The sequence below is a fragment of the Streptomyces sp. NPDC032940 genome, assembly GCF_040636935.1.
Lineage (GTDB): Bacteria > Actinomycetota > Actinomycetes > Streptomycetales > Streptomycetaceae > Streptomyces.
Genome location: NZ_JBEZVJ010000013.1, coordinates 52,376 through 72,907, shown reverse-complemented (window position 1 = coordinate 72,907; position 20,532 = coordinate 52,376). Strand labels below are relative to the sequence as shown.

The window sequence follows — 20,532 nt, the reverse complement described above, 5'->3', positions numbered from 1 at the left end:
ATTGTCGGACACGCGACGGCACCTCCTCACCGGCCGGGCAGCTGCGGCACCCGGTCGAGACGGACGCCGAACAGCTCGCGGTACGCCGCGAGCACCTCCCCGTCCGTCTCCAGTTCGCGCACTTCCCGTCCGCCGTCGGCGGCCGTCGTCGTGAGCCTGCGCCCGCTGAGCGTGATCCGCCCTCCGTCCTCCGTGAGCCGTGAGCACACCGGCGACTTCAGGAAGTGCGACCGGGGCGAGGTGCTGTGCCACCAGGCGCCGGACTCGAAGTCGCCGAGCACCCTCGGCCGCTGCTCCAGCCGGTACACGGGCTTTCCGTCGCACAGCACGTCCAGGTCGGCCGCCCGGTCCGCGTCGTGCCCGCCACGCGCCCCGGCCGCGTCCGCACCCGCCTCGGCGACCCGGAACGTCCCTCCGGGATCCTTCTGCTCACCCCGCTCCCCGAAGTCCAGCGGCCCGTGGCTGTGCGCCCCGAAGCCGACGTCCGCCAGCAGGCCTTCCGCGTCCTCCGTCCGCACGAGCAGCGCCAGATGGTCGTACGGGATCCCGAGCGCGCCCCCGTCCCCGTACACCCGTGCCGCGAGCAGCGTGACCTCGTACCCCAGCGCGCGCAGCAACGCGCCGAAGAGGCCGTTGAGTTCGTAGCAGAACCCGCCGCGCCGGGCGCCCACGACCTTGTCCAGCAGCCGCTCCTCCTCCAGCACGATCTCCTCGCCGAGGTGGACGGACAGGTTCTCGAAGGGCACCGTTCGCAGATGACGCAGGTGCAGATCGCGCAGGGCGTCGGCGGTGGGCCGCGCCGGGCGCCCGGCGCCGATCCTGCGGAGGTAGGCGTCGATCCGTCGTGTCTCCATGCCCTCAGTCTGCCGCCACCCGCAGCGCCTCCCCGGTGCCGGTGACCGCCAGCGCCCCGTCCCGGTCCGTGCGCCGCACCATCGCGCCCCCGTCCCGCAGCGCGGCGACGGTGTCGGGTGCCGGGTGGCCGTACGAGTTGTCCGCGCCGCAGCTGATCAGCGCCAGGCGCGGCGCCACTCGCCGTATCAGGCCCGGGTCCTGGTGCGCGGAGCCGTGATGGGCGACCTTGAGGACGTCGACGCCGTCCAGCTGGGCCGCCACCGGTGACCGCGCCAGCTCCTGCTGGGCCGGGGGTTCGAGGTCGCCGAGCAGCAGCAGGCGCAGTCCCGCCGTCCGCACCAGCAGGGTGACGCTGGCGTCGTTGGGCCCTCCCTCCGTGCCGGGCACCGACGACGGCGCCGGCGGTGGCGTCCGCGTCGGAGGTGGCGGCGGCGTCGGAGGTGGCGGCGGCGTCGGTGGCCAGATCACCTCCCAGGACAGCGGACCGATCCGCGCCCGCTCGCCGGAGGCGGCCTGCCGCACGGGGATCCGCCGTGCCGCCGCCTGTCGGCGGACGAACGCGGCCTGGTCCGCGGGCTCCTCCAGCCCGGTCGTCTCGATCGCGCCCACCGGGCGTCCGCGCAGCACCCCGGGCAGTCCCGCCACGTGATCGGCGTGGAAGTGGGTCAGCACGACCAGCGGGACCCTGGTGATGCCGAGCGAGCGCAGACAGCGGTCGACGAGCTCCGGGTCGGGTCCGGCGTCCACGACCACTCCCGTGCCTCGGCCGGCCGCGAGCACCAGGGCGTCCCCCTGGCCCACGTCGCACATCGCCATCCGCCACCCCGGCGGCGGCCACCCCGTGAGCACCCGCGGCAACGGCCCGGGCTGCACCACCGCCAGCACCAGCAGCAGCGCGCAGACACCGCACCACCACGGGTGTCCCAGCAGCCGTCGGCCGACGAGCAGCACGCCCACCGTGGCGAGGGCGACCAGCGCCGCGCCCGTCCAGCCGCCCGGCCAGTCCACTCCCGCGCCGGGCAGCGCGGCGCCGGTGCGGGCGATCCCCGCGATCCACCCGGCCGGCCAACCCGCACACCACGCACACGCCTCGGCCACCGGCATCGACAACGGCGCCGCCGCCAGGGCCGCGAAGCCCAGCACCGTCGCCGGCGCCACCGCGAACTCCACGAGCAGGTTGCACGGCACCGCCACCAGGCTCACCCGCGCCGACAGCACGGCCACCACCGGCGCGCACAGGGCCTGCGCGGCCCCCGCCGCGGCCAGCGCCTCCGCGAGCCGGGGAGGAACCCCGCGCCCCCGCAGCGCCGCGCTCCACCGGGGCGCCAGCGTGAGCAGCGCGCCGGTGGCCAGCACGGAGAGCAGGAAGCCGTAACTGCGGGCCAGCCACGGGTCGTACAGCACCAGCAGCAGGACGGCCGTCGCCAGCGCCGGGATCAGGGATCTGCGGCGTCCGGTGGCGAGGGCGAGCAGGGCGACGGCGCCGCAGGCCGCGGCCCGCAGCACGCTCGGGTCGGGGCGGCACACGATGACGAAGCCCAGCGCGAGCGCCCCGCCGAGCAGCGCGGTCGCGCGCAGGGAGATGCCGAGGCGGGGCGCCAGTCCCCGGCGCTCGCTGTGCTGGGCGAGGCCCGGCGGGCCGAGCAGCAGGGCGAGCAGGATGGTGAAGTTGGCGCCGGACACCGCCAGCGTGTGGGCGAGGTCGGTCTCCTTGAACGCCTCGTCCAGGTCCGGGGTGATCCGGGAGGTGTCCCCGACGACCAGGCCCGGCAGCAGCGCCCGCGCGTCCTGCGGCAGCCCGTCGGTGGCCTCCCGCAGCCCGGCGCGCAGCCGCCCGGCCAGCCGCTGCGGCCCGGACGGCCCCGCCACCACGTCCGGTGCCTTCCGGCCGCGCACCCGCAGCACGGCGGCGACGCGGTCACCGCTCCGCCTCGGAGGCGCCGTCCGCGCGACGACCCGCAACCGGGTGGTCGGCAGCAGCGCCGGCCAGCGCTCGGCCCCCGGCCCGCCACCCGAGACACGGTCACCGTCCCCGGCATCACCGGCGTCGACCAGCAGCATGACCGGCGCCCGGGTCTCCACCGCGCTCCCGTCGGCCCGCTCCACCCGGCGCACGTCGGCCTCGATCACCACGGTCGGCGGCATCGCGCGGTCCCCGCTGATGCGGGGCCGGGTGAGCCGGGGGTCCGCGGTGACCTCCACCTCGGCGGTCACGGTGACGTACTGCCGGGCCAGCGCGGGCACCGGGCCACGGCGCAGGTCCGCTCCGTGCAGCGCCGCCGACGCGGCGGACGCGGCCACGCACAGGAGCACGGCGGCGACCGACACGGTGGCCCACCCGCGAGGGGCGTGCCGTCGCGACCGCAGCAGCAGCGCGCCGGCCGTCGCCACACAGCCGAGCACCAGACCGAGCGGCCACCCCGGTGCCGCGTCCAGCATCAGCGCCGCCGTCGCCCAGGCCGCCACCGCGGGCGGCACGAGCCTGAGGTCCGTGGGGGCCTCCTGCCGGGGACGGGCGGCACCGAGCCGATGCCCGGACGCGGCGTGCACGGCGGCGCGGCCGTCCGTACCCGCCGCCGTCGTCGTGCCCGCGCGCCCGCTCATGGCCGGACGAGGTCGCGCAGATCGGCGAAGCGCCGCTCGCCGATGCCGTTGACCTCCCGCAACTCGTCCACCGACCGGAAACCGCCGTGCTGTGTGCGGTAGTCGACGATGTGCTGGGCCAGGACGGGGCCGACGCCCGGCAGGGTCTCGAGCTGGTCCACGGTCGCCGTGCTGAGGGAGACGGGCGCCGCCGGACCCGCGCCCGCCACCGCGCCGCCCGGGCCGCCCGGACCCGTGCCACCCGCACCGGCCGCCGCCGCGGGCGGCACGGGCGCGCCGACGACCACCTGTTCGCCGTCCACCAGGAAGCGCGCCCGGTTCAGCCCGTCGGTCTTCGTGCCCGGCCGGACTCCTCCGGCCGCCCGCAGTGCGTCCTCGACCCGGGAACCGGCCGGCAGGCGGTGGATCCCGGGCTCGCGGACCTTGCCGCCGACGTCCACGACGATCTCGGCGCCGCCCGGGGCGGTCGCCGTGGACCGGGGCGGACCGGTCGCCGCGCCCGAGCCGGCGGGCGCCCCGTCCCCGCCCTGCGTTCCCTGAGCGGCGGCTGCCCGCACCGCCTCGGGCACGGCCACCGTCTCGGAACGGCCGGTCCAGAAGTGCTGCGCGGCGAAGACCGCGGCGGCGACGAGCAGCACCGCGAGCGCGGCCACGCTGCGCCGCTCCATCCCGCACCGGTGCTGCAGCCACACGGGCATCCGCTCGCGCAGCGCGGGCCCGAACCGCTCCCGCCACGTCGGGGCGACGGGGCCGACGACCGGATCTCCGCGCCCCTCCGGCGAGGCGACCGCGCCGGGCCCCCCGGGCGGCCCCGTCCCCGGCCTCTCCCCGGCGGGCTCGACGGGCCCGGCGTGTTCGGCGCGTTCACCGAGACCGGCGCGTTCAGTACGTTCCGCGCGTGACGCGAAGAGTGTCTCCGCCCGCCGGCGGAGCTCCTCCGCCGGCACATGGCCATGCCGTCGGTGCCGTGCCCGCCCGCGCGGGTACGGGCGGCACCGGCCCGGACGGGTGCGGCCGTCGGACGCCGGTCCGCGGCCCGGTCCACTGCTCGCTGCTGCTGTGCGGGTGCGTGATCGAAGAGCCATGCGCCGAGGATCGGGCACCCCGCCCCAACCGCGATGATCTTGGTCGTTTTCCGTGGACGGTCACCGGGTTGTGGACAACTCCCCCACCCTCACGAGTGACGGGGGGCATCCGCCCGCCTACCGCGACGAGACCACGACCCCCAGCAGCCCCGGCCCGGTGTGCGCCCCGATCACCGCGCCGACCTCGCTCACGTGCAGGTCGGCCAGCCCCGGCAGCCTCGCGCGCAGGCGGTCCGCCAGGGCCGCCGCCCGGTCGGGGGCGCCGAGATGGTGGACGGCGACGTCGACCGGGGCGCTGCCCGCGCGGTCGGCGACGATCTCCTCCAGGCGGGCGATCGCCTTCGACGCCGTCCGCACCTTCTCCAGCGGCTCGATCCGGCCGCCTCTCAGCTGGAGCAGCGGTTTCACCGCGAGCGCGGAACCGAGCAGGGCCTGCGCCGCCCCGATCCGGCCGCCGCGGCGCAGATAGTCGAGGGTGTCGACGTAGAAGTAGGCGGACGTCCCCGCGGCCCGCTTCTCCGCGGCCGTGACCGCCTCGTCCACCGTGCCGCCCGTCTCCGCCGCCCCGGCCGCGGCGAGCGCGCAGAAGCCGAGGGCCATCGCGATCACCCCGGTGTCCACGACCCGTACCGGGACCGGCGCCTCGCGTGCGGCGACGACTGCGGCGTCGTAGGTGCCCGAGAGTTCGGCGGACAGATGGAGGGAGACGATGCCCTCGGCGCCCGTCTCGGCGATCTTCCGGTAGGTCTCGGCGAAGAGTTCGGGGCTGGGGCGTGAGGTGGTGACCGGGCGTCGCTTCTGCAGGGCCTGGGCCAGCGAGCGGGTCGAGATCTCGGTGCCCTCCTCCAGGGCCCGGTCGCCCAGGACCACCGTCAGGGGTACCGCGGTGATGCCGTGCCGTTCCATCGTCGGGCCGGGGAGGTAGGCCGTTGAATCCGTGACGATCGCGACATGGCGGGACATGAGCTGGAGGTTACCTGGCGTAGCGCCCGGACGGCAGACCGGCCCCGACGACCGGCCGACACCGTGGCCACATCACCGCGCCACCGTGGCCGCACCAGGGTGCCACCGGCGCGCCACCGAACCGCGAGGCCCCGCTCAGGCCGTGTTCTCGGGCCGGGCCTCCTGCTGCCAGGGATGCACGGGCCGCGGGCCGGGCGGGGTGATGGCGGGCCGTGCCGGCTCCCGCGCCTCGTCCTGCCGCACCGGCTCGGGCCGGCCCTGCGGGGCGGCCGGGTCGTCGGTGGCCGGCGCCTCGGGCCAGACGGGCGGCGCGGCGGCGGGCTCGGCCCGCGTCCAGTGCCGCAGGGCACCGGCCTCGACGTCGATCTGGGCGCTGAGCGAGTCCAGGTCGTCGTCCGAGAAGTGGCGGGCGCGGTCGCGGGCCGCCCAGCGCAGGGATTCCGCGGACCGGGTGATGCGCTCGGTGCGCTCACGCAGCGCGGGCAGGCGCTCGGCGAGCGTGGCCCGGTCGGGCTCGGACTCCAGCCGCCTGAGCTCACCGTCGAGCTCGAAGCCGTGCGCGCTGAGCCGCTCGAACAACGCCAGGGACTCCTTGAGGGACTCGTCCTCGGCGACGCCCGCGTGCAGCGCGTCCTGGGTGGCCCGCATCGACGTGCGCAGCCTCAGCCGCAGTTGCGCGAGCTCCGCCGCCGGGCCCGCCTGGACGAGGGACTTGGCCCGCAGGGTGTGGTCCTCGACCGTCCGGCGGGCCTGGGTGATGCCGCGGTCCACGCTGCGCTTGGCGGCGCCGACCGCCTTCACCGTGGCGTAGACACCGAGCACGACGGCGAGCAGGAAGAGCAGGGCGAAGACTGTGATCACTGCTTCCACGAAGCTCCTCCTCGAACCGTCCGGCCGCCCACCGGGCACGGCCACGGCGCCCGCCGCGCCGCTCTTCCACGGTAAACGCAACGGGCAGGCCCGGGGTTCCGACAGAACCCCGAACCTGCCCGTAGGGGACCACCCCGAGCGCTCGGCCCGTCAGGAGCCGGTCACGCCGGGACGATGTTCACCAGCTTCGGCGCCCGCACGATGACCTTGCGGATCCCGGCCCCGTCCAGCGCGGCCACGACCTTCTCGTCGGCCAGCGCCGCCTTCTCCAGCTCCTCGTCGGAGATGGACGGGGCGACCTCCAGCCGGGCCTTGACCTTGCCCTTGATCTGCACGACGCAGGTCACCGTCTCGTCCACGACGTACGCCGGGTCGGCGACCGGGAAGTCCCGGTGGACGACCGAGTCGGTGTGGCCCAGCCGGCGCCACAGCTCCTCGGCGATGTGCGGGGCCAGCGGCGCGACCATCAGCACCAGCGCCTCGGCGACGGAGCGCGGTACGGCGCCGCCCGCCTTGGTCAGGTGGTTGTTCAGCTCGGTGACCTTGGCGATGGCGGTGTTGAACCGCATGCCCTCCAGGTCCCCGCGCACGCCGTCGATCGCCTTGTGCAGGGCGCGCAGCGTGTCCTCGTCGGGCTCGGCGTCGACGACCGTCACCTCACCGGTCGTCTCGTCGACGACGTTGCGCCACAGCCGCTGCAGCAGCCGGAACTGGCCCACCACCGCGCGCGTGTCCCACGGCCGGGAGACGTCCAGCGGGCCCATCGCCATCTCGTACAGGCGCAGCGTGTCGGCGCCGTACTCGGCGCAGATCTCGTCGGGCGTGACGGCGTTCTTCAGGGACTTGCCCATCTTGCCCAGCAGCCGGGAGACCTTCTCGCCCTGGTACCAGTAGGCGCCGTCGCGCTCCTCCACCTCGGCGGCCGGCACCGCGATGCCGCGGCTGTCCCGGTAGACGTAGGCCTGGATCATGCCCTGGTTGAACAGCTTGTGGAACGGCTCGGCCGACGACACGTGCCCCAGGTCGAACAGGACCTTGGACCAGAAGCGGGCGTACAGCAGGTGCAGCACGGCGTGCTCGGCGCCGCCGACGTACAGGTCGACACCGCCGTGCGGCAGGCCCTCGCGCGGGCCCATCCAGTACTGCTCGATCTCGGGGTCGACCAGCTGCTCGCTGTTGTGCGGGTCCAGGTAACGCAGCTCGTACCAGCAGGAACCGGCCCAGTTGGGCATGGTGTTGGTCTCGCGCCGGTACTTCTTGGGGCCGTCGCCCAGGTCCAGGGTGACGTTGACCCAGTCCTCGTTGCGCGACAGCGGGGTCTCGGGCTGCGTGTCGGCGTCGTCCGGGTCGAAGGTGCGCGGCGAGTAGTCCTCGACCTCGGGCAGCTCCAGCGGCAGCATCGACTCGGGCAGGGCGTGGGCGATGCCGTCCTCGTCGTAGACGATCGGGAAGGGCTCGCCCCAGTAGCGCTGGCGGCTGAACAGCCAGTCGCGCAGGCGGAAGTTGACGGTGCCCTCGCCGGTGCCGGTGCGCTCCAGCCACTCGGTGATGCGTGCCTTGGCGTCGGCGACGCCCAGGCCGTCCAGGGAGATCTGGTCGTTCGAGGAGTTGATGATCTTCGCGTCGTAGGAGGCGAAGGCGTCCTCCCACGTCGAGGTGTCGGTGCCGCGGCCGTCGGTCGGTTCGACGATGCAGGTGATGGGCAGCTCGAAGGCGCGGGCGAACTCGAAGTCGCGCTGGTCGCCGGCGGGCACGGCCATGATCGCGCCGGTGCCGTAGCCCATCAGGACGTAGTCGGCGATGAAGACCGGGACCTGCTCGCCGTTGACCGGGTTGGTCGCGTAGGCGCCGATGAAGACGCCGGTCTTGTCCTTGGCCTCGGCCTGGCGCTCGACGTCGGACTTGGCGGCGGCCTGCGCGCGGTAGGCGGCGACGGCCTCGGCGGGGGTCGCGTGACCGCCGGTCCACACCTGGTGGGTGCCCTCGGGCCAGGCGTCCGGGGTGAACTTCTCGACCAGCGGGTGCTCGGGCGCCAGCACCATGTAGGTCGCGCCGAACAGGGTGTCGGGGCGGGTGGTGAAGACGGTGATGCGCTCGCCGTCCACGGGGAAGTCGACGCGGGCGCCCTCGGAGCGGCCGATCCAGTTGCGCTGCTGCAGCTTGATGGCCTCGGGCCAGTCCAGCGCGTCCAGGTCCTCCAGCAGCCGGTCGGCGTAGGCGGTGATGCGCATGTTCCACTGGCGCAGCTTGGACTTGAAGACGGGGAAGTTGCCGCGCTCGGAACGGCCGTCGGCGGTGACCTCCTCGTTGGCCAGCACGGTGCCCAGGCCGGGGCACCAGTTGACGGGCGCGTCGGAGGCGTAGGCCAGGCGGTACTCGCCCAGGACGTCGGCGCGCTCGGCCTCCGTCAGCCCGCTCCAGGAGCGGCCGCCGGGCAGCGCGCGCTCACCGGAGGCGAACTGCGCGACCAGCTCGGAGATCGGGCGGGCCTTCTTCGCCTCCTCGTCGTACCAGGAGTTGAAGATCTGCAGGAAGATCCACTGGGTCCACTTGTAGTACTCGGGGTCGATCGTGGCGAACGACCGGCGCTTGTCGTGCCCCAGGCCCAGCCGGCGCAGCTGGGACTTCATGTTCTCCATGTTGGCCTCGGTCGACACCCGCGGGTGCGTGCCGGTCTGCACGGCGTACTGCTCGGCGGGCAGGCCGAAGGCGTCGAAGCCCAGGGTGTGCAGGACGTTGTGGCCGGTCATCCGCTGGAAGCGGGCGAAGACGTCGGTGGCGATGTACCCCAGGGGGTGGCCGACGTGCAGTCCCGCACCGGAGGGGTACGGGAACATGTCCATGATGAACTTCTTGGGCTTGGCGACCAGCTCCGGGTCGCCCGCCAGGTCACCCTTGGGGTTCGGCGCGGCGTACGTCCCCTCGGCGTCCCAGAAGTCCTGCCAGCGTGCCTCGATCTCGGCGGCCACGGCAGCCGTGTAGCGGTGCGGCGCGGCGTCCGCCGACACGGGGGCGGTCGCCGCGGGGTTCGTCTCGCTCATGATCCTCAAAGCTCCATCGATCGTCTCTGCCAGCGGCTGCGACATCCATGACCAGCGGCTGCGATTGCCGGGAAATGAAAAATCCCCTCGCACAGGAGGGGACGCCGCGCCGATTCCGGCCACCGGACTACGACCGGGGCCGGGACTGATCAGCGCGGCTCGCTAAGCAGAAGGCGTACGGCACGCATGGCGTCAGGGTACCGCAGTCGCCGATCGGGCCGCGACGGGCTTCCCCGGCCGCGCCGACGCGCCCCGGAACCGGCCGGTGACCCGCCGGATTCCGCGCGAAACCTGAACCAAGGTCAAAGGTTACTTCGCGTAACGACCACTAAGGGGCATCGCAACGAGCGCATTGTCATTTGATAACAACGCAATAACTCAAACCCCATACCCACGAGTACGGCGCGACTTAGAGTGCGGCTGCGGGACCGCCTTCCCGAACCGCTTCGGAGTTGCCCCCATGAACCTTCTCTCCCCTCCCCGGCACGACCCCGGCAGTGACAGTCCGTCCCCCTCCCCCGTCGCCGTGACGCGCGGAGGTGTGCCGCGGTGACGAACGACAGCACGGCGGACGACACCTTCGCCCAGTTCCTAAACTTCGGCGCGGGTGTCCTCTCGCTCGTCCTCCTGAGCTGCTCGGTGATCTGGGGACTGGTCGCCCAGGACCGGATCGTCCTCGACACGCGCCGGCGGATCCTGGCCCAGGCGGTGCACCGGAACACCGCCGTCGCCTCGATCGTGTTCCTCCTGATCCATGTCGTGGTCAAGCTGCTGCTGGACCACACCACGTGGGTCGCCGCGGTGATCCCGTTCGGGCTCCTGGCGTCGGAGGACGAGGCGTTCGGCGGCCGGGGCTTCCTGATCGGCCTCGGCACCCTGGCGGGCATGCTCATGATCTTCGTGGGCATCACCGGCGCCCTGCGCAGCCGCTTCGCCTCACCCGCCCCGGTGGCCGCCCGCTGGCGGGCCATGCACATGCTGGCCTATCCGGCCTGGTGCGCCGCCCTGCTGCACGGGCTCTACGCGGGTCGCGCGGCGAAGCCGCTCTTCATGATCCTGTACGGCCTCTCGCTGCTCGGCGTGATGGCCGCCCTGGCGCTGCGCGCGGCCCCCGCCCCGGTCAAGCGCCGGGTCGCCGAGAAGATCTCCGGGTTCCTCGGCGCGGAGGGCCGCGGGGCGGAGGGCCGGACGCCCCGGGAGGAGGCCGCGGAGCAGCGTCCGCGGGTCGCGGCCGGTGCCACACCGCCCGGCCGCGGAGGCCTCGCGCCCTCCTCACCGGGCGCGTCGTCCCCGTCCGCCCCGCTGTACGAGTCCGCCGAGCGCCTCGCTCCCCCGCCGCAGGAGCCGCCGAACGGCTTCGCCGCGGCCTACCGCGCCGTCTCCGGCTCCCCCAGGGCGCGGCAGCGGCCGCTGACCGAGCTGCCGCCGGACCTGCGGCCCACCGAGGCGATGCCGCCGGCCGACAGCGGCGCGAGCACCGCGGGCAGCTGGCCGGTCCCGTCGCCGCCCCCGGTCGGCGAGGCACCTCCGTCGGCCTACGACCCGCTCCAGGACACCGGACACACCATCCCAACCTATGGCAATCCGGGCACGTCCGGCTACGGCGGACGTGACGTGTACGACACCGGTGAGACGAACGGCACCTACGGCACGTACAACCCGCACGACACGTACAACAGCGGTCCCGCCACTGAACCGACCCCCGGTGCGTCCTCCAGGTCCCGCGACTTCGACGCACCGGGTTCGGGCGAACCCTGGAACACGCCTTCCGGAGGCACTTGGTGAACGAGGCCCTGCCCGACGTCCCCGAAGTCCGCGTGGTCGGCCTTCCCCAGCTCACGTCGGGCTTCGACCTTGTCGAACGACTGGATCTGCCCATGCACCTCAAGGTGCACGGGCCGCTCGAACCCCTGGGCGGCGAGCAGCTCGCGCAGCTCGCCGAGCGCATCAATCTCAGGGGCCGCGGCGGCGCCGGCTTCCCCTTCCACAAGAAGCTGCGCTCGGTCGCCGAATCGGCGATCAAGCGCGGGGTGCGGCCGGTCGTCGTCGTCAACGGCAGCGAGGACGAACCCGCCTGCCGCAAGGACACGGTGCTGATCAACCGTGCCCCGCACCTGATCCTGGACGGCGCGCTGCTGTGCGCCGAGGCCATGGGCGCCCGCACGCTCGTCATCGGGGTGACCCGCGAGTCCACGCAGCGCTCCATGGAGGCCGCGCTCGCCGAGCGCGGCCTGAGCAACGGCCGCCGCTCCGCCCTGCGCGCCCGCGTGCAGCGCAATCCGGTGCGGATGGTCACCGGCGCGGCGGCCTCGCTGATCCGCTCCATCGACGGCGGCCCGGCGATCCCGCCGGGCCGCAAGGTCAGCGCGTCGAAGAGCGGCGTCGGCGGCGCACCGACCCTGCTGTCCAACGCCGAGACCTTCGCCCAGCTGGCCATCGCCGCCCGCATCGGCCCGGAGCGTTACGGCAACACCGGCCTGTACGACGAGCCGGGCACCGTGATGCTCACGGTCTCCGGTGCGGTGGCCCGGCCGATGGTGATCGAGGTGCCCACCGGTGTGCCGCTGCGCTACGTCCTCCAGCTGGCCGGCGCCCCGCCAGTGCCGCAGGGGGTGCTGACCGGCGGCTACCACGGCAAGTGGATCGACGCGACGACCGTCGACGAGGCGATCGTCTCCCGCAACTCGCTCCAGCAGGTGGGCGGCTCGCTCGGCGCGGGCGCGATCCTGCCGATCGGTCAGGACACCTGCCCGCTGGGCGAGTCGCTGCGGGTGGCGCAGTGGCTGGCCCAGGAGAGCGCGGGCCAGTGCGGTCCCTGCTACCTCGGTCTGCCGGCCGCGGCGCGCGGCATGGAGGACATCCTGAACGGCGGCGGCCCGGCCGCCCTGGAGGCGCTCAAGCAGGTCGCCAGGAACGTCAAACGGCGCGGCGCCTGTTCGCACCCGGACGGGTCGGCGATGTTCCTGGAGTCGACCGTCAAGGCGTTCACGGACGACCTGGCCGCCCACGTCCTCGGCAACGGCTGCGGACGGCCCGTGGAGGGCGTCCTGCCGCTCTTCGAGGGCGGCACGTCCCCGACGGGCGTCCCGGGCGGCGGGGAGGAGAACGGCCCCAGCCGCCAGAAGATCTACGTCGACTGGACGCTGTGCCGGGGCCACGGCCTGTGCGCGGACATCCTGCCGGAGGTCTTCGAGCTCGGCGCGGACGGTTTCCCGACGGTGGCGCAGGCGGACGTGCCGCGCTTCGCGGAGGCCAAGGCGGTGCGCGCCGTGCGCCGCTGCCCGGCGCTCGCCCTGCGCATCGAGGAGGACACCCGCGGGCAGGCGCCGTCGCCGCGCGCCAATCTGCCGGTGCTCTCCCAGGGCAGGGGCCGCCGGGCGCTGGGACGCTGAGCGGGAGCCGGACACGAAGAAACCCCCCGGATCGGTGATCCGGGGGGTTTTCCTGTGGAGCTAAGGAGAATTGAACTCCTGACCTCCTGCATGCCATGCAGGCGCTCTACCAACTGAGCTATAGCCCCTTGTTCCTGCGTTCCGCCCGGTTTCCCCGGCGGCGACGCCAACATTACACGGTCCCCCGGGCCCAACACCAAATCGTTTCCGATTTGCCCGGTTCGCCCTTATGTGACGGTCGTTACGCCGTCACGAACGAGTAGAACCGCTTGAGCGTGCAGTGCTCCTCCAGGAGCCGGCCGTAGATCGGCTCGCCCTCGAGTTCGCGGTAGGTCTCGATGGGGTCGCCCTTTATGATCAGCGCCCGCGCGCACTCCTCGCACCAGTACTGGTAGTCCGGGTTGACCGGCTCCATGTCCCGCACGATCGGGGTGCCGCTGCCACACCAGTCGCACTTCCGCCTGTGTGCACCCATCGGTCAGCTCCAGCTGTGGCCGCAGGCCGTGCACACGTAGGAGACGCCGCCGTTGTCCCCGAGGACCTGGGCGACGTGCGCGGAACCGCAGGAAGGGCAGCTGAGACGGGTGGCCACTCTCCGCGTCACCACTCCATCGAGGAGGTGACCGACCTCCTCGAGGATGCTCGCAGGCATCGCCACTCCCTCCCGTCGGGCCGCGGTCCCCTTCCGGCCGTTTGATTCTGCCACGACCGGACCAATACGGTCAGCGACGCCTCGGTACCGGTCCGGACACGGGCCCCGCGCGGGGCCTCACGGACGTATACGCCCGCGGGGGCGCGGTTGCTCAACGGCGGACACAACGAAAAATCCCGCCCCCCGAGGGGGACGGGATTCGTCCGTGGGCTGTGGAGCTAAGGAGAATTGAACTCCTGACCTCCTGCATGCCATGCAGGCGCTCTACCAACTGAGCTATAGCCCCTTGCTGCCACTCGGCACTGCCGTGTGGTGTTTCGCCCCGCTCGGCGGGGCGAACAAGAAGAACTTTAGCCTGTGACCTGCCGGAAAGTGAAATCCGGGTCCCGAGGCCCACCGACAGTGGCTCGGCGCCCGGCTCAGTCGTCGTCGCCGAGCACCGGTTCGGGCAGCGTGCCGGCGTTGTGCTCCAGCAGGCGCCAGCCGCGGCCGCCCTCGCCCAGGACGGACCAGCAGCAGTTGGTGAGGCCGCCGAGGCTCTCCCAGCTGTGCGGCTCCAGCCCGAGAAGACGTCCGATGGTGGTGCGGATGGTGCCGCCGTGGCTGACCACGACGAGGGTGCCGTCCTCCGGGAGCTTCTCGGCGTGCCGGAGCACCACGGGGGCGGCGCGGTCGGCCACCTCGGTCTCCAGCTCGCCGCCGCCGCGGCGGACGGGCTCCCCGCGCCTCCAGGCCGCGTACTCCTCGCCGTACCTGGCGATGATCTCCTCGTGCGTCAGGCCCTGCCAGACACCCGCGTAGGTCTCCCGCAGGCCCTCCTCCAGCGTCACCTCGAGGCCGGTGAGCGCGGCGAGCTCGGCCGCCGTGTTCGCGGCCCGGCTGAGGTCGGAGGCGACGATCGCGTCGGGTTCCAGGCTGACCAGCAGCCGGGCGGCGCGGCGGGCCTGGGCGACGCCGGTCTCGGTGAGCCCGACGTCCGTGGAGCCCTGGAAACGGCGCTCCACGTTCCACGAGGTCTGGCCGTGCCGCCACAGGATGACGCGTCTGCCGCGGCCCGGTTCCCTGGCCGCCGCCGCGCCGGGGGCGCTCATCGCCAGTCCCCGTCGGTCTCCGTCGCCTCCTCGGCGGCCTGGAGCCGGGCGTGCTCCTCCGCCTTGCCGCGGGTCTCCTTGGCGTCGGCGGGCAGCTCCAGCTCGGGGCAGTCCTTCCACAGGCGCTCCAGGGCGTAGAAGACGCGCTCCTCGCTGTGCTGGACGTGGACGACGATGTCGACGTAGTCGAGCAGGACCCAGCGCGCCTCGCGGTCGCCCTCGCGGCGGACCGGCTTGGCGCCGAGTTCCTTGCTGAGCCGCTCCTCGATCTCGTCGACGATCGACTTGACCTGACGGTCGTTGGGGGCGGAGGCGAGCAGGAAGGCGTCCGTGATCGACAGCACGTCGCTGACGTCGTAGGCGATGATGTCGTGCGCGAGCTTGTCGGCTGCCGCCTGCGCGGCGGTGTTGATGAGTTCGATGGAGCGGTCGGTCGCGGTCACTGCGTGGCTTTCGGTCGGCGGTCGGTTGACCTCAAGGGTCTCACGACCGCCGACGGTGCCCCACGGGATGACACCGGTGGCCCCCGGACGACAGGGCTAGGTCGCCGGCTCGTAGTCCTGGCCGAGGACCACCGAGACGTCGGCGTTCGCCGCTACCTTGCCCTGGGTGACGGACCCGTCGGGCAGGCCGAGGGTCTTGGCGACCTGGACGGCGTTCTCCTTGTCGGCGGCGTCCGCGTACAGGACCTGCGACGTGGCCTGGGTGCCGGAGGCGGTGCCGCCCTCGACGAAGGTGAAGCCGCCGTTGAGCAGGGTGACGCGGGCCTTGCCGGTGCGGTCCTCGACGCCGGTGGCGTTGCGGACGGCGACGCTGACGGCCGCGTCCTCGTCGGGGCTCTTGGCCGTGCCGCCGAGGACGTCCTTGACGACCTCGTCACCGGTCTCGGCACTGAGCCGGCCGTCGCTGCCGACGGGGAGCAGCGTGGTCGTGAAGTCGCCGCCCTTGGCGAGCTCGGAGAGCCCGGCGAGGAAGGTGCCGAGGTCGCTCTCGGTCAGCGGCGGGTCGAGGACCAGGCCGAGGGTCTGCACCGTGGTCGTCGCGCCCTGCGGGTCGGAGGACATCTTGCGCAGCACGCCGTGCAGGACCTGTCCGAACCGCTGGAGCTGGGCGTCGGCGGACTCCCCGGAGCCGCGGTAGGTGGCGTAGGCGACGGCCGTCTTGCCGCTGAGGGTCTGCTTCGCGCCCTTGTGCACGAGCGGCGCGGCGCCCTTGTCCTTGGCGGCCGGGTCGGGCACGTCGGCGTCGGTGTCGACCTCGATGTTGCCGACCAGGTCCACCAGGATCTGCAGGAAGGGGGTGTCCAGCCGCCAGCTGCCCTCGATGTCGGTGCCGAGGGCCGAGTCGAGCGCGGTCCGGGTGGCGTCGGGGCCGTCGTCGCCGACGGACTTGGCGAGCGTGGTGGCGGTGCCGTCGTCGCCGGTCAGGACCAGCGAGTTGGGCAGCAGTACGGTGGTGCCCCTCCGGGTGGTGGTGTTGTTGACGAGCAGCGCCGTGGAGGTGCCTCCCTTGGCGGTGTCGTGCAGGTGGACGGCGATCACGTCGCGTTTCTGGGCGCCCGCCGCGGTCGTGCCGCCCGTCCTGGAGTCCGACGAGGACTGGCCGGGCAGCTTCCCGGCGTGCCAGAGGTAGCCGACGCCGCCGACGGCGACGAGGGCCAGGACGACGACCAGGGCGACGACGCGCGAGCGGGCGCGGCGCCGGGCCTCCTCGCGGCGCTCGGTGCGGTTCTCGGTGAACTTGAGCCAGTCGATGACGTCCTCGGAGTCGTCGGTCGGCTCCTCGACGAAGGCGAACTGCTCGGTCCGGTACTCCCGCTCCGGCTCCGGTTCGCCGGCTCCCGCGGCGTCCGGCGCGTCGGGCGGACCGGCCTGCTGCGGGATGCGGGCGGTCTGCTCGGCGACGCGCGGCTGCCGGCCGCTCGTCGCGGCCTGGCCGTACGGGTCGTACGGGGACTGCGCGGCGTGGCGGCCGTACGGGCCGTGGCCGGCGCCGGGGACGGGCGGCTGCTGTCCGGTGTCCTGGCCGCCGGGACCGGCGTAGGGGTCGTAGGGCGCGGCGGTCCCCGGTGCGCCGGTGGCGTACGGGTCGTAGCCGTAGCCCTGCCCGTACGGGTCCTGCCGCTGTCCGTACTGCTGCTCGCCGTACTGCTGCTGACCGTGCTCCTGCTGACCGTACGGCTGCTGTCCGTAGGACTGCTGCGCGTAGGGGTCGTACGGCTGCTGCGAGGCCCCGGGCCGGCCCGGGGCCTCGGCCTGGCGGTACACCGGCCGGCCGTACTCGTCGTAGCCGACGAGCTCGTACGGGACGGACTGGCCGTCGCCGTATTCCGCGTCGTATGGGTCGTTCACCGGTGCCCCTCTCGGCTCAGTCGCCGCGGTACAGCTGGCGCTTGTCGATGTAGCGCACGACTCCGTCGGGCACCAGGTACCAGACGGGGTCGCCCTTGGCGACTCTCGCACGGCAGTCGGTGGAGGAGATGGCGAGGGCGGGGACCTCGACGAGCGAGACACCGCCCTTGGGAAGCCCGGCGTCCGTCAGGGTGTGGCCGGGCCGGGTGACGCCGATGAAGTGCGCGAGGGAGAACAGTTCCTCGCTGTCCCGCCAGGTGAGGATCTGGGCGAGGGCGTCGGCGCCGGTGATGAAGAACAGGTCCGTGTCCGGGTTGAGCGCGCGCAGGTCGCGCAGGGTGTCCACGGTGTAGGTGGGGCCGCCGCGGTCGATGTCGATGCGGCTCACGGAGAACTGGGGGTTCTCGACGGTGGCGACGACCGTCATCAGATACCGGTCCTCGGCCGCGGAGACCGTGCGGTGGCTCTTCTGCCAGGGCTGCCCGGTGGGGACGAACACCACCTCGTCGAGGTGGAACTGGGCGGCGACCTCACTGGCCGCGACGAGGTGCCCGTGGTGGATCGGGTCGAAGGTGCCGCCCATGACGCCGAGGCGACGCCTGCCCGAGCGCGCCGCGCCGTTGCCCGGGGCGGGCAACGAGCGGTCCTGTGTGCCTCTCGCCGCGTCGTGCGCCGGACCGGTAGGCATGTCCTGCTCTCCCATGCGTGCAGACCCTACCGGCCCGGCCCGGGCCTCCAGATCCCGCCTCGTGCTCAGCGGTCGCGGTTGAAGCGCGTGGTGATCCACAGCAGGAGCAGCAGGATGAACAGCGCGGCACCGCCGGTGAGGTAGGGGCTGAGGCTCTCGTGGTTGCCGCCGTGCTCCTCACCCTCGGCAGCGAGAGTGACCAACTGGGCAGCAGTGCTGTGGAAGCTCATCTTCGGCAGGACCTATCAGGTGTGGGCGGGATAAGGACGTCGCGGCTCATCGTATGCGGGCGCCCCGCGGGCGATCACGCCGACTCCGCCGTTGGGGACGGCCACGGCGGCCCGGCGGCCGTGCCGGGGGAACCTTCGCCCCGCCTCAGTCGTCCTTCCGCTTGTACCCCCGCAGCAGGAACCAGGCGGTCAGCACACAGCCCAGCACCATCACGATCAGGACGACCCGGAGCAGATTGCCCGCCCCCTGCTGCTCGGCCGCGGTCGCCGCTTCGGCGAGCCAGGCGGTGTGGGGGGTGTGCTCCATGACGGTGACTCCTTCGCTGTACTGCCCGTCCACGGTATCTCCGCCTAGGCTGAGATCGGCTCCGGGGGCGCAAAGGGGCGCACAAGGGTTCGCAAAGGGCCTTTCCCACGAACAGGGCCTCACAGACGCACATGGGGGAAGACATGTCCGACGGCCACCAGCACAACGGGCACGAGAAGGTGCCGGGCAGGCAGCGCAGGCGCTTCCCGGGGATCTCCTCGCGTGCCTACGAGCATCCGGCCGATCGCAGTGCCCTGGTGGCGCTGCGCAAGCTGAGCGGCTTCGACACGGTGTTCAAGGCCCTGAGCGGCCTGCTGCCCGAGCGGAGCCTGCGGCTGCTGTTCCTGTCCGACTCGGTGCGCGTCTCGGACCGCCAGTTCGCCCATCTGAACGACATGCTGCGGGACGCCTGCTACATCCTGGACCTGGAGAAGGTCCCGCCGATGTACGTGAACCAGGACCCGGTCCCGAACGCGATGTGCATCGGCCTGGACGAGCCGATCATCGTGGTGACCACGGGGCTCGTGGAGCTGCTGGACGAGGAGGAGATGCGGGCCGTCGTCGGGCACGAGGTCGGGCACGCGCTCTCCGGTCACGCGGTGTACCGGACGATCCTGCTCTTCCTGACCTCCCTCGCGGTCCGGGTCGCCTGGATCCCGCTGGGCAATGTGGCGATCATGGCGGTGGTGACCGCGCTGCGCGAGTGGTTCCGCAAGTCGGAGCTGTCCGCCGACCGTGCGGGGCTGCTGGTCGGCCAGGACCTCCAGGCGTCCATGCGGGGCCTGATGAAGATCGCCGGCGGCAACCACCTGCACGAGATGAACGTGGACGCGTTCCTGGAGCAGGCCGACGAGTACGAGGCCGGGGGCGACCTGCGCGACTCCGTGCTGAAGATCCTGAACGTGCTGCCCCGCACGCACCCGTTCACCACGGTGCGGGCCGCCGAACTGAAGAAGTGGGAGGCCTCCCGGGACTATCAGCGGATCATGGACGGCCATTACCCGCGCCGCGACGAGGACAAGGACGCCTCGGTCCGGGACTCCTTCCGCGAGTCGGCGTCCAGCTATGCCACCCATGTGCGCGGCTCCAAGGACCCGCTGATGAAGCTGGTCAACGACATCGCGGGCGGCGCCGGTGATCTGGGCGACCGGATGCGGCGGGGCTTCGGCGGCTTCACGAAGGGTGCGAACGGCGGGGAGGGCGCCGCGGGGCCGCGCGGCCCGGAGACGCCCGACGACCGTCCGCCGCACGAGGGCGCCTGAGCCCGCCGCCGGGACGCCGTGAGGCTCAGCCCGCCGGCTGGGCGGCCTGCGCCAGGGTGCCGCACACGGCCGCGGTGCCGTCCGTGCGGTACGGGTCGGTGCCGGCCGGGCCGCCGGCCTTGGCGGTCTGCCCGGCGAGCAGCGGGCGCAGGTGGTTGGCGGAGTCCTCGGCGCAGGACAGCGGCCCCGCCTGCACGGAGGAGGCCACGAGCTGTGTCTGGTGCAGCCGCAGGTCGTCCCGGTCGAAGCGGAACTGCAGTTCGCGCCGGACGGTGAACAGCGACACCTCGGCCCGCGCGTCCCCGGCCGGCCGCAGCGCGTAGACGAAGATGTGGTCGGCGGTTACCTCCAGGGTGGAGGCGTCGCTCTCGCCCACCGTCATGCTGCCCCGCGCCCTGATCTCGTCGCCGGCCAGCTCGGCCCGGGAGGGGTCGAAACGCACCAGCCATCCGGTGGGCGCGTGCCGGCCGTCGGCGGCGGGGTGGGCGAAGCTCTCGTCGAACTGGCCGAGCTGCTCGGGGTCGAGCAGCACCCGCACGGAGCGGACGTCGCCGCCGCCGAGCACCTCCGGGTCGAGCGCCGAGCGGACGATGTAGTTCTTGGCGGTGGTCAGCGCGTTCAGCACCTGGTCGTCCGAGAAGTGCGCGGTGCGCCGGGCGCCGGGCAGCGGCACACCCTCGGCACCGGCCGCGAAGGGCGCGGCGGGGCTGTGCGCGTACAGATAGGCGGCATCGCCCGCGCCGGGGACCTTGGCCCGGGGGGCGAGCGGGACGACGGTCATCCGCACCTGCTCGGAGGCCGGCCGTGCGGCGGGGCTCTGGTACGGGTGCCGTACGCCCATGTAGACCGCGGTGCCGAAGGCGAGGGTGATCAGCACGAAGAGGAACAGCACCTGCCGGGACAGGCCCCGGCGCAGCGGCGGGCGGCGGCGTACGGCGGGGGCGTGGTCGGCGATGCGCTCCTGGGCGGAGAACTCCTGGATGCGGGCAGCGCGGACGAACGACTCGTCGAAGACGACGGATCGGTACTCGTCCTCTCCGCCTCCGGGAGCGCCCTCGGGCGTCCCTCCGGGCGGGTCGCCCAGCCCTCCTGCCATACCTTCAGGGTAGGTCCGGGGCGAGTCGCGTAAACGCGGTGGCAC

18 protein-coding genes and 2 tRNA genes are annotated in these 20,532 nt (G+C 73.2%); 3 read left to right on the top strand and 17 right to left on the bottom strand.

Annotation, left to right across the window (positions count from 1 at the left end; all coding sequences use genetic code 11):
• Positions 1-26: 26 nt before the first annotated feature.
• From AB0E77_RS18195 to leuS, 6 genes are all read right to left on the bottom strand, one after another.
• Entirely contained in the window at positions 27-854 is an 828-nt protein-coding gene (locus AB0E77_RS18195) for an arylamine N-acetyltransferase (RefSeq protein WP_361571470.1), read from the bottom strand.
• Positions 855-858: 4 nt separating this feature from the next.
• Entirely contained in the window at positions 859-3,459 is a 2,601-nt protein-coding gene (locus AB0E77_RS18190) for a ComEC/Rec2 family competence protein (protein ID WP_361571468.1), read from the bottom strand.
• Positions 3,456-4,544: a ComEA family DNA-binding protein gene (locus tag AB0E77_RS18185; RefSeq protein ID WP_361571465.1), complete on the bottom strand. Its 1,089-nt coding sequence runs from the start codon at positions 4,542-4,544 to the stop codon at positions 3,456-3,458. The genes AB0E77_RS18190 and AB0E77_RS18185 overlap by 4 nt, the downstream gene beginning before the upstream one ends.
• Positions 4,545-4,661: 117 nt before the next feature.
• The gene (locus tag AB0E77_RS18180; RefSeq protein ID WP_361571462.1) at positions 4,662-5,507 is read right to left on the bottom strand and encodes a DegV family protein; all 846 of its coding nucleotides are present in this window, start codon (positions 5,505-5,507) and stop codon (positions 4,662-4,664) included.
• Positions 5,508-5,642: 135 nt separating this feature from the next.
• A complete protein-coding gene (locus AB0E77_RS18175; RefSeq protein ID WP_361571459.1) occupies positions 5,643-6,377 on the bottom strand; it encodes a hypothetical protein in 735 nt (244 codons plus the stop codon).
• A gap of 161 nt (positions 6,378-6,538) precedes the next feature.
• A complete protein-coding gene (gene leuS / locus AB0E77_RS18170) occupies positions 6,539-9,418 on the bottom strand; it encodes a leucine--tRNA ligase (protein WP_361571457.1) in 2,880 nt (959 codons plus the stop codon).
• A gap of 549 nt (positions 9,419-9,967) precedes the next feature.
• Here leuS and AB0E77_RS18165 point away from each other — a divergent pair.
• Positions 9,968-11,203, top strand: a complete 1,236-nt coding sequence (locus tag AB0E77_RS18165) for a ferric reductase-like transmembrane domain-containing protein (RefSeq protein WP_361571454.1) — start codon at positions 9,968-9,970, stop codon at positions 11,201-11,203.
• Positions 11,200-12,810 carry an NADH-ubiquinone oxidoreductase-F iron-sulfur binding region domain-containing protein gene (locus AB0E77_RS18160; RefSeq protein WP_361571451.1) on the top strand — a complete coding sequence of 537 codons (1,611 nt, stop codon included), beginning with the start codon at positions 11,200-11,202 and terminating at the stop codon, positions 12,808-12,810. The genes AB0E77_RS18165 and AB0E77_RS18160 overlap by 4 nt, the downstream gene beginning before the upstream one ends.
• A 55-nt stretch (positions 12,811-12,865) precedes the next feature.
• Here the strand turns inward: AB0E77_RS18160 and AB0E77_RS18155 are convergent.
• The 10 genes from AB0E77_RS18155 to AB0E77_RS18110 form a co-directional block, all read right to left on the bottom strand.
• Positions 12,866-12,938, bottom strand: a tRNA-Ala gene (locus AB0E77_RS18155).
• Between the two features lie 113 nt (positions 12,939-13,051).
• Positions 13,052-13,285 carry a hypothetical protein gene (locus tag AB0E77_RS18150; RefSeq protein ID WP_003976229.1) on the bottom strand — a complete coding sequence of 78 codons (234 nt, stop codon included), beginning with the start codon at positions 13,283-13,285 and terminating at the stop codon, positions 13,052-13,054.
• Between the two features lie 3 nt (positions 13,286-13,288).
• Entirely contained in the window at positions 13,289-13,462 is a 174-nt protein-coding gene (locus AB0E77_RS18145; protein ID WP_361571448.1) for a hypothetical protein, read from the bottom strand.
• Between the two features lie 213 nt (positions 13,463-13,675).
• Positions 13,676-13,748, bottom strand: a tRNA-Ala gene (locus tag AB0E77_RS18140).
• Positions 13,749-13,881: 133 nt separating this feature from the next.
• Positions 13,882-14,553, bottom strand: coding sequence for a histidine phosphatase family protein (locus AB0E77_RS18135; RefSeq protein ID WP_361571446.1), 672 nt, complete (start codon positions 14,551-14,553; stop codon positions 13,882-13,884).
• Positions 14,550-14,996 carry a ribosome silencing factor gene (gene rsfS, locus AB0E77_RS18130; protein ID WP_361571443.1) on the bottom strand — a complete coding sequence of 149 codons (447 nt, stop codon included), beginning with the start codon at positions 14,994-14,996 and terminating at the stop codon, positions 14,550-14,552. The genes AB0E77_RS18135 and rsfS overlap by 4 nt, the downstream gene beginning before the upstream one ends.
• 96 nt (positions 14,997-15,092) lie before the next feature.
• Positions 15,093-16,904: a LytR C-terminal domain-containing protein gene (locus AB0E77_RS18125; protein ID WP_361571441.1), complete on the bottom strand. Its 1,812-nt coding sequence runs from the start codon at positions 16,902-16,904 to the stop codon at positions 15,093-15,095.
• Positions 16,905-16,920: 16 nt separating this feature from the next.
• Positions 16,921-17,607 (bottom strand): nicotinate-nucleotide adenylyltransferase, encoded by a 687-nt coding sequence (gene nadD, locus AB0E77_RS18120; RefSeq protein ID WP_361571438.1) that lies wholly within the window; start codon positions 17,605-17,607, stop codon positions 16,921-16,923.
• A gap of 50 nt (positions 17,608-17,657) precedes the next feature.
• Positions 17,658-17,822 carry a hypothetical protein gene (locus tag AB0E77_RS18115; protein WP_094057638.1) on the bottom strand — a complete coding sequence of 55 codons (165 nt, stop codon included), beginning with the start codon at positions 17,820-17,822 and terminating at the stop codon, positions 17,658-17,660.
• Between the two features lie 145 nt (positions 17,823-17,967).
• Positions 17,968-18,129: a hypothetical protein gene (locus tag AB0E77_RS18110; RefSeq protein ID WP_189227842.1), complete on the bottom strand. Its 162-nt coding sequence runs from the start codon at positions 18,127-18,129 to the stop codon at positions 17,968-17,970.
• 143 nt (positions 18,130-18,272) lie between these two features.
• On the opposite strand from AB0E77_RS18110, the gene AB0E77_RS18105 reads away from it, so the two are divergent.
• Positions 18,273-19,391, top strand: a complete 1,119-nt coding sequence (locus AB0E77_RS18105) for a M48 family metallopeptidase (RefSeq protein ID WP_361571435.1) — start codon at positions 18,273-18,275, stop codon at positions 19,389-19,391.
• 25 nt (positions 19,392-19,416) lie between these two features.
• On the opposite strand, the gene AB0E77_RS18100 is transcribed toward AB0E77_RS18105, so the two are convergent.
• Positions 19,417-20,487, bottom strand: coding sequence for a hypothetical protein (locus AB0E77_RS18100; protein WP_361571432.1), 1,071 nt, complete (start codon positions 20,485-20,487; stop codon positions 19,417-19,419).
• Between the last annotated feature and the right edge of the window lie 45 nt (positions 20,488-20,532).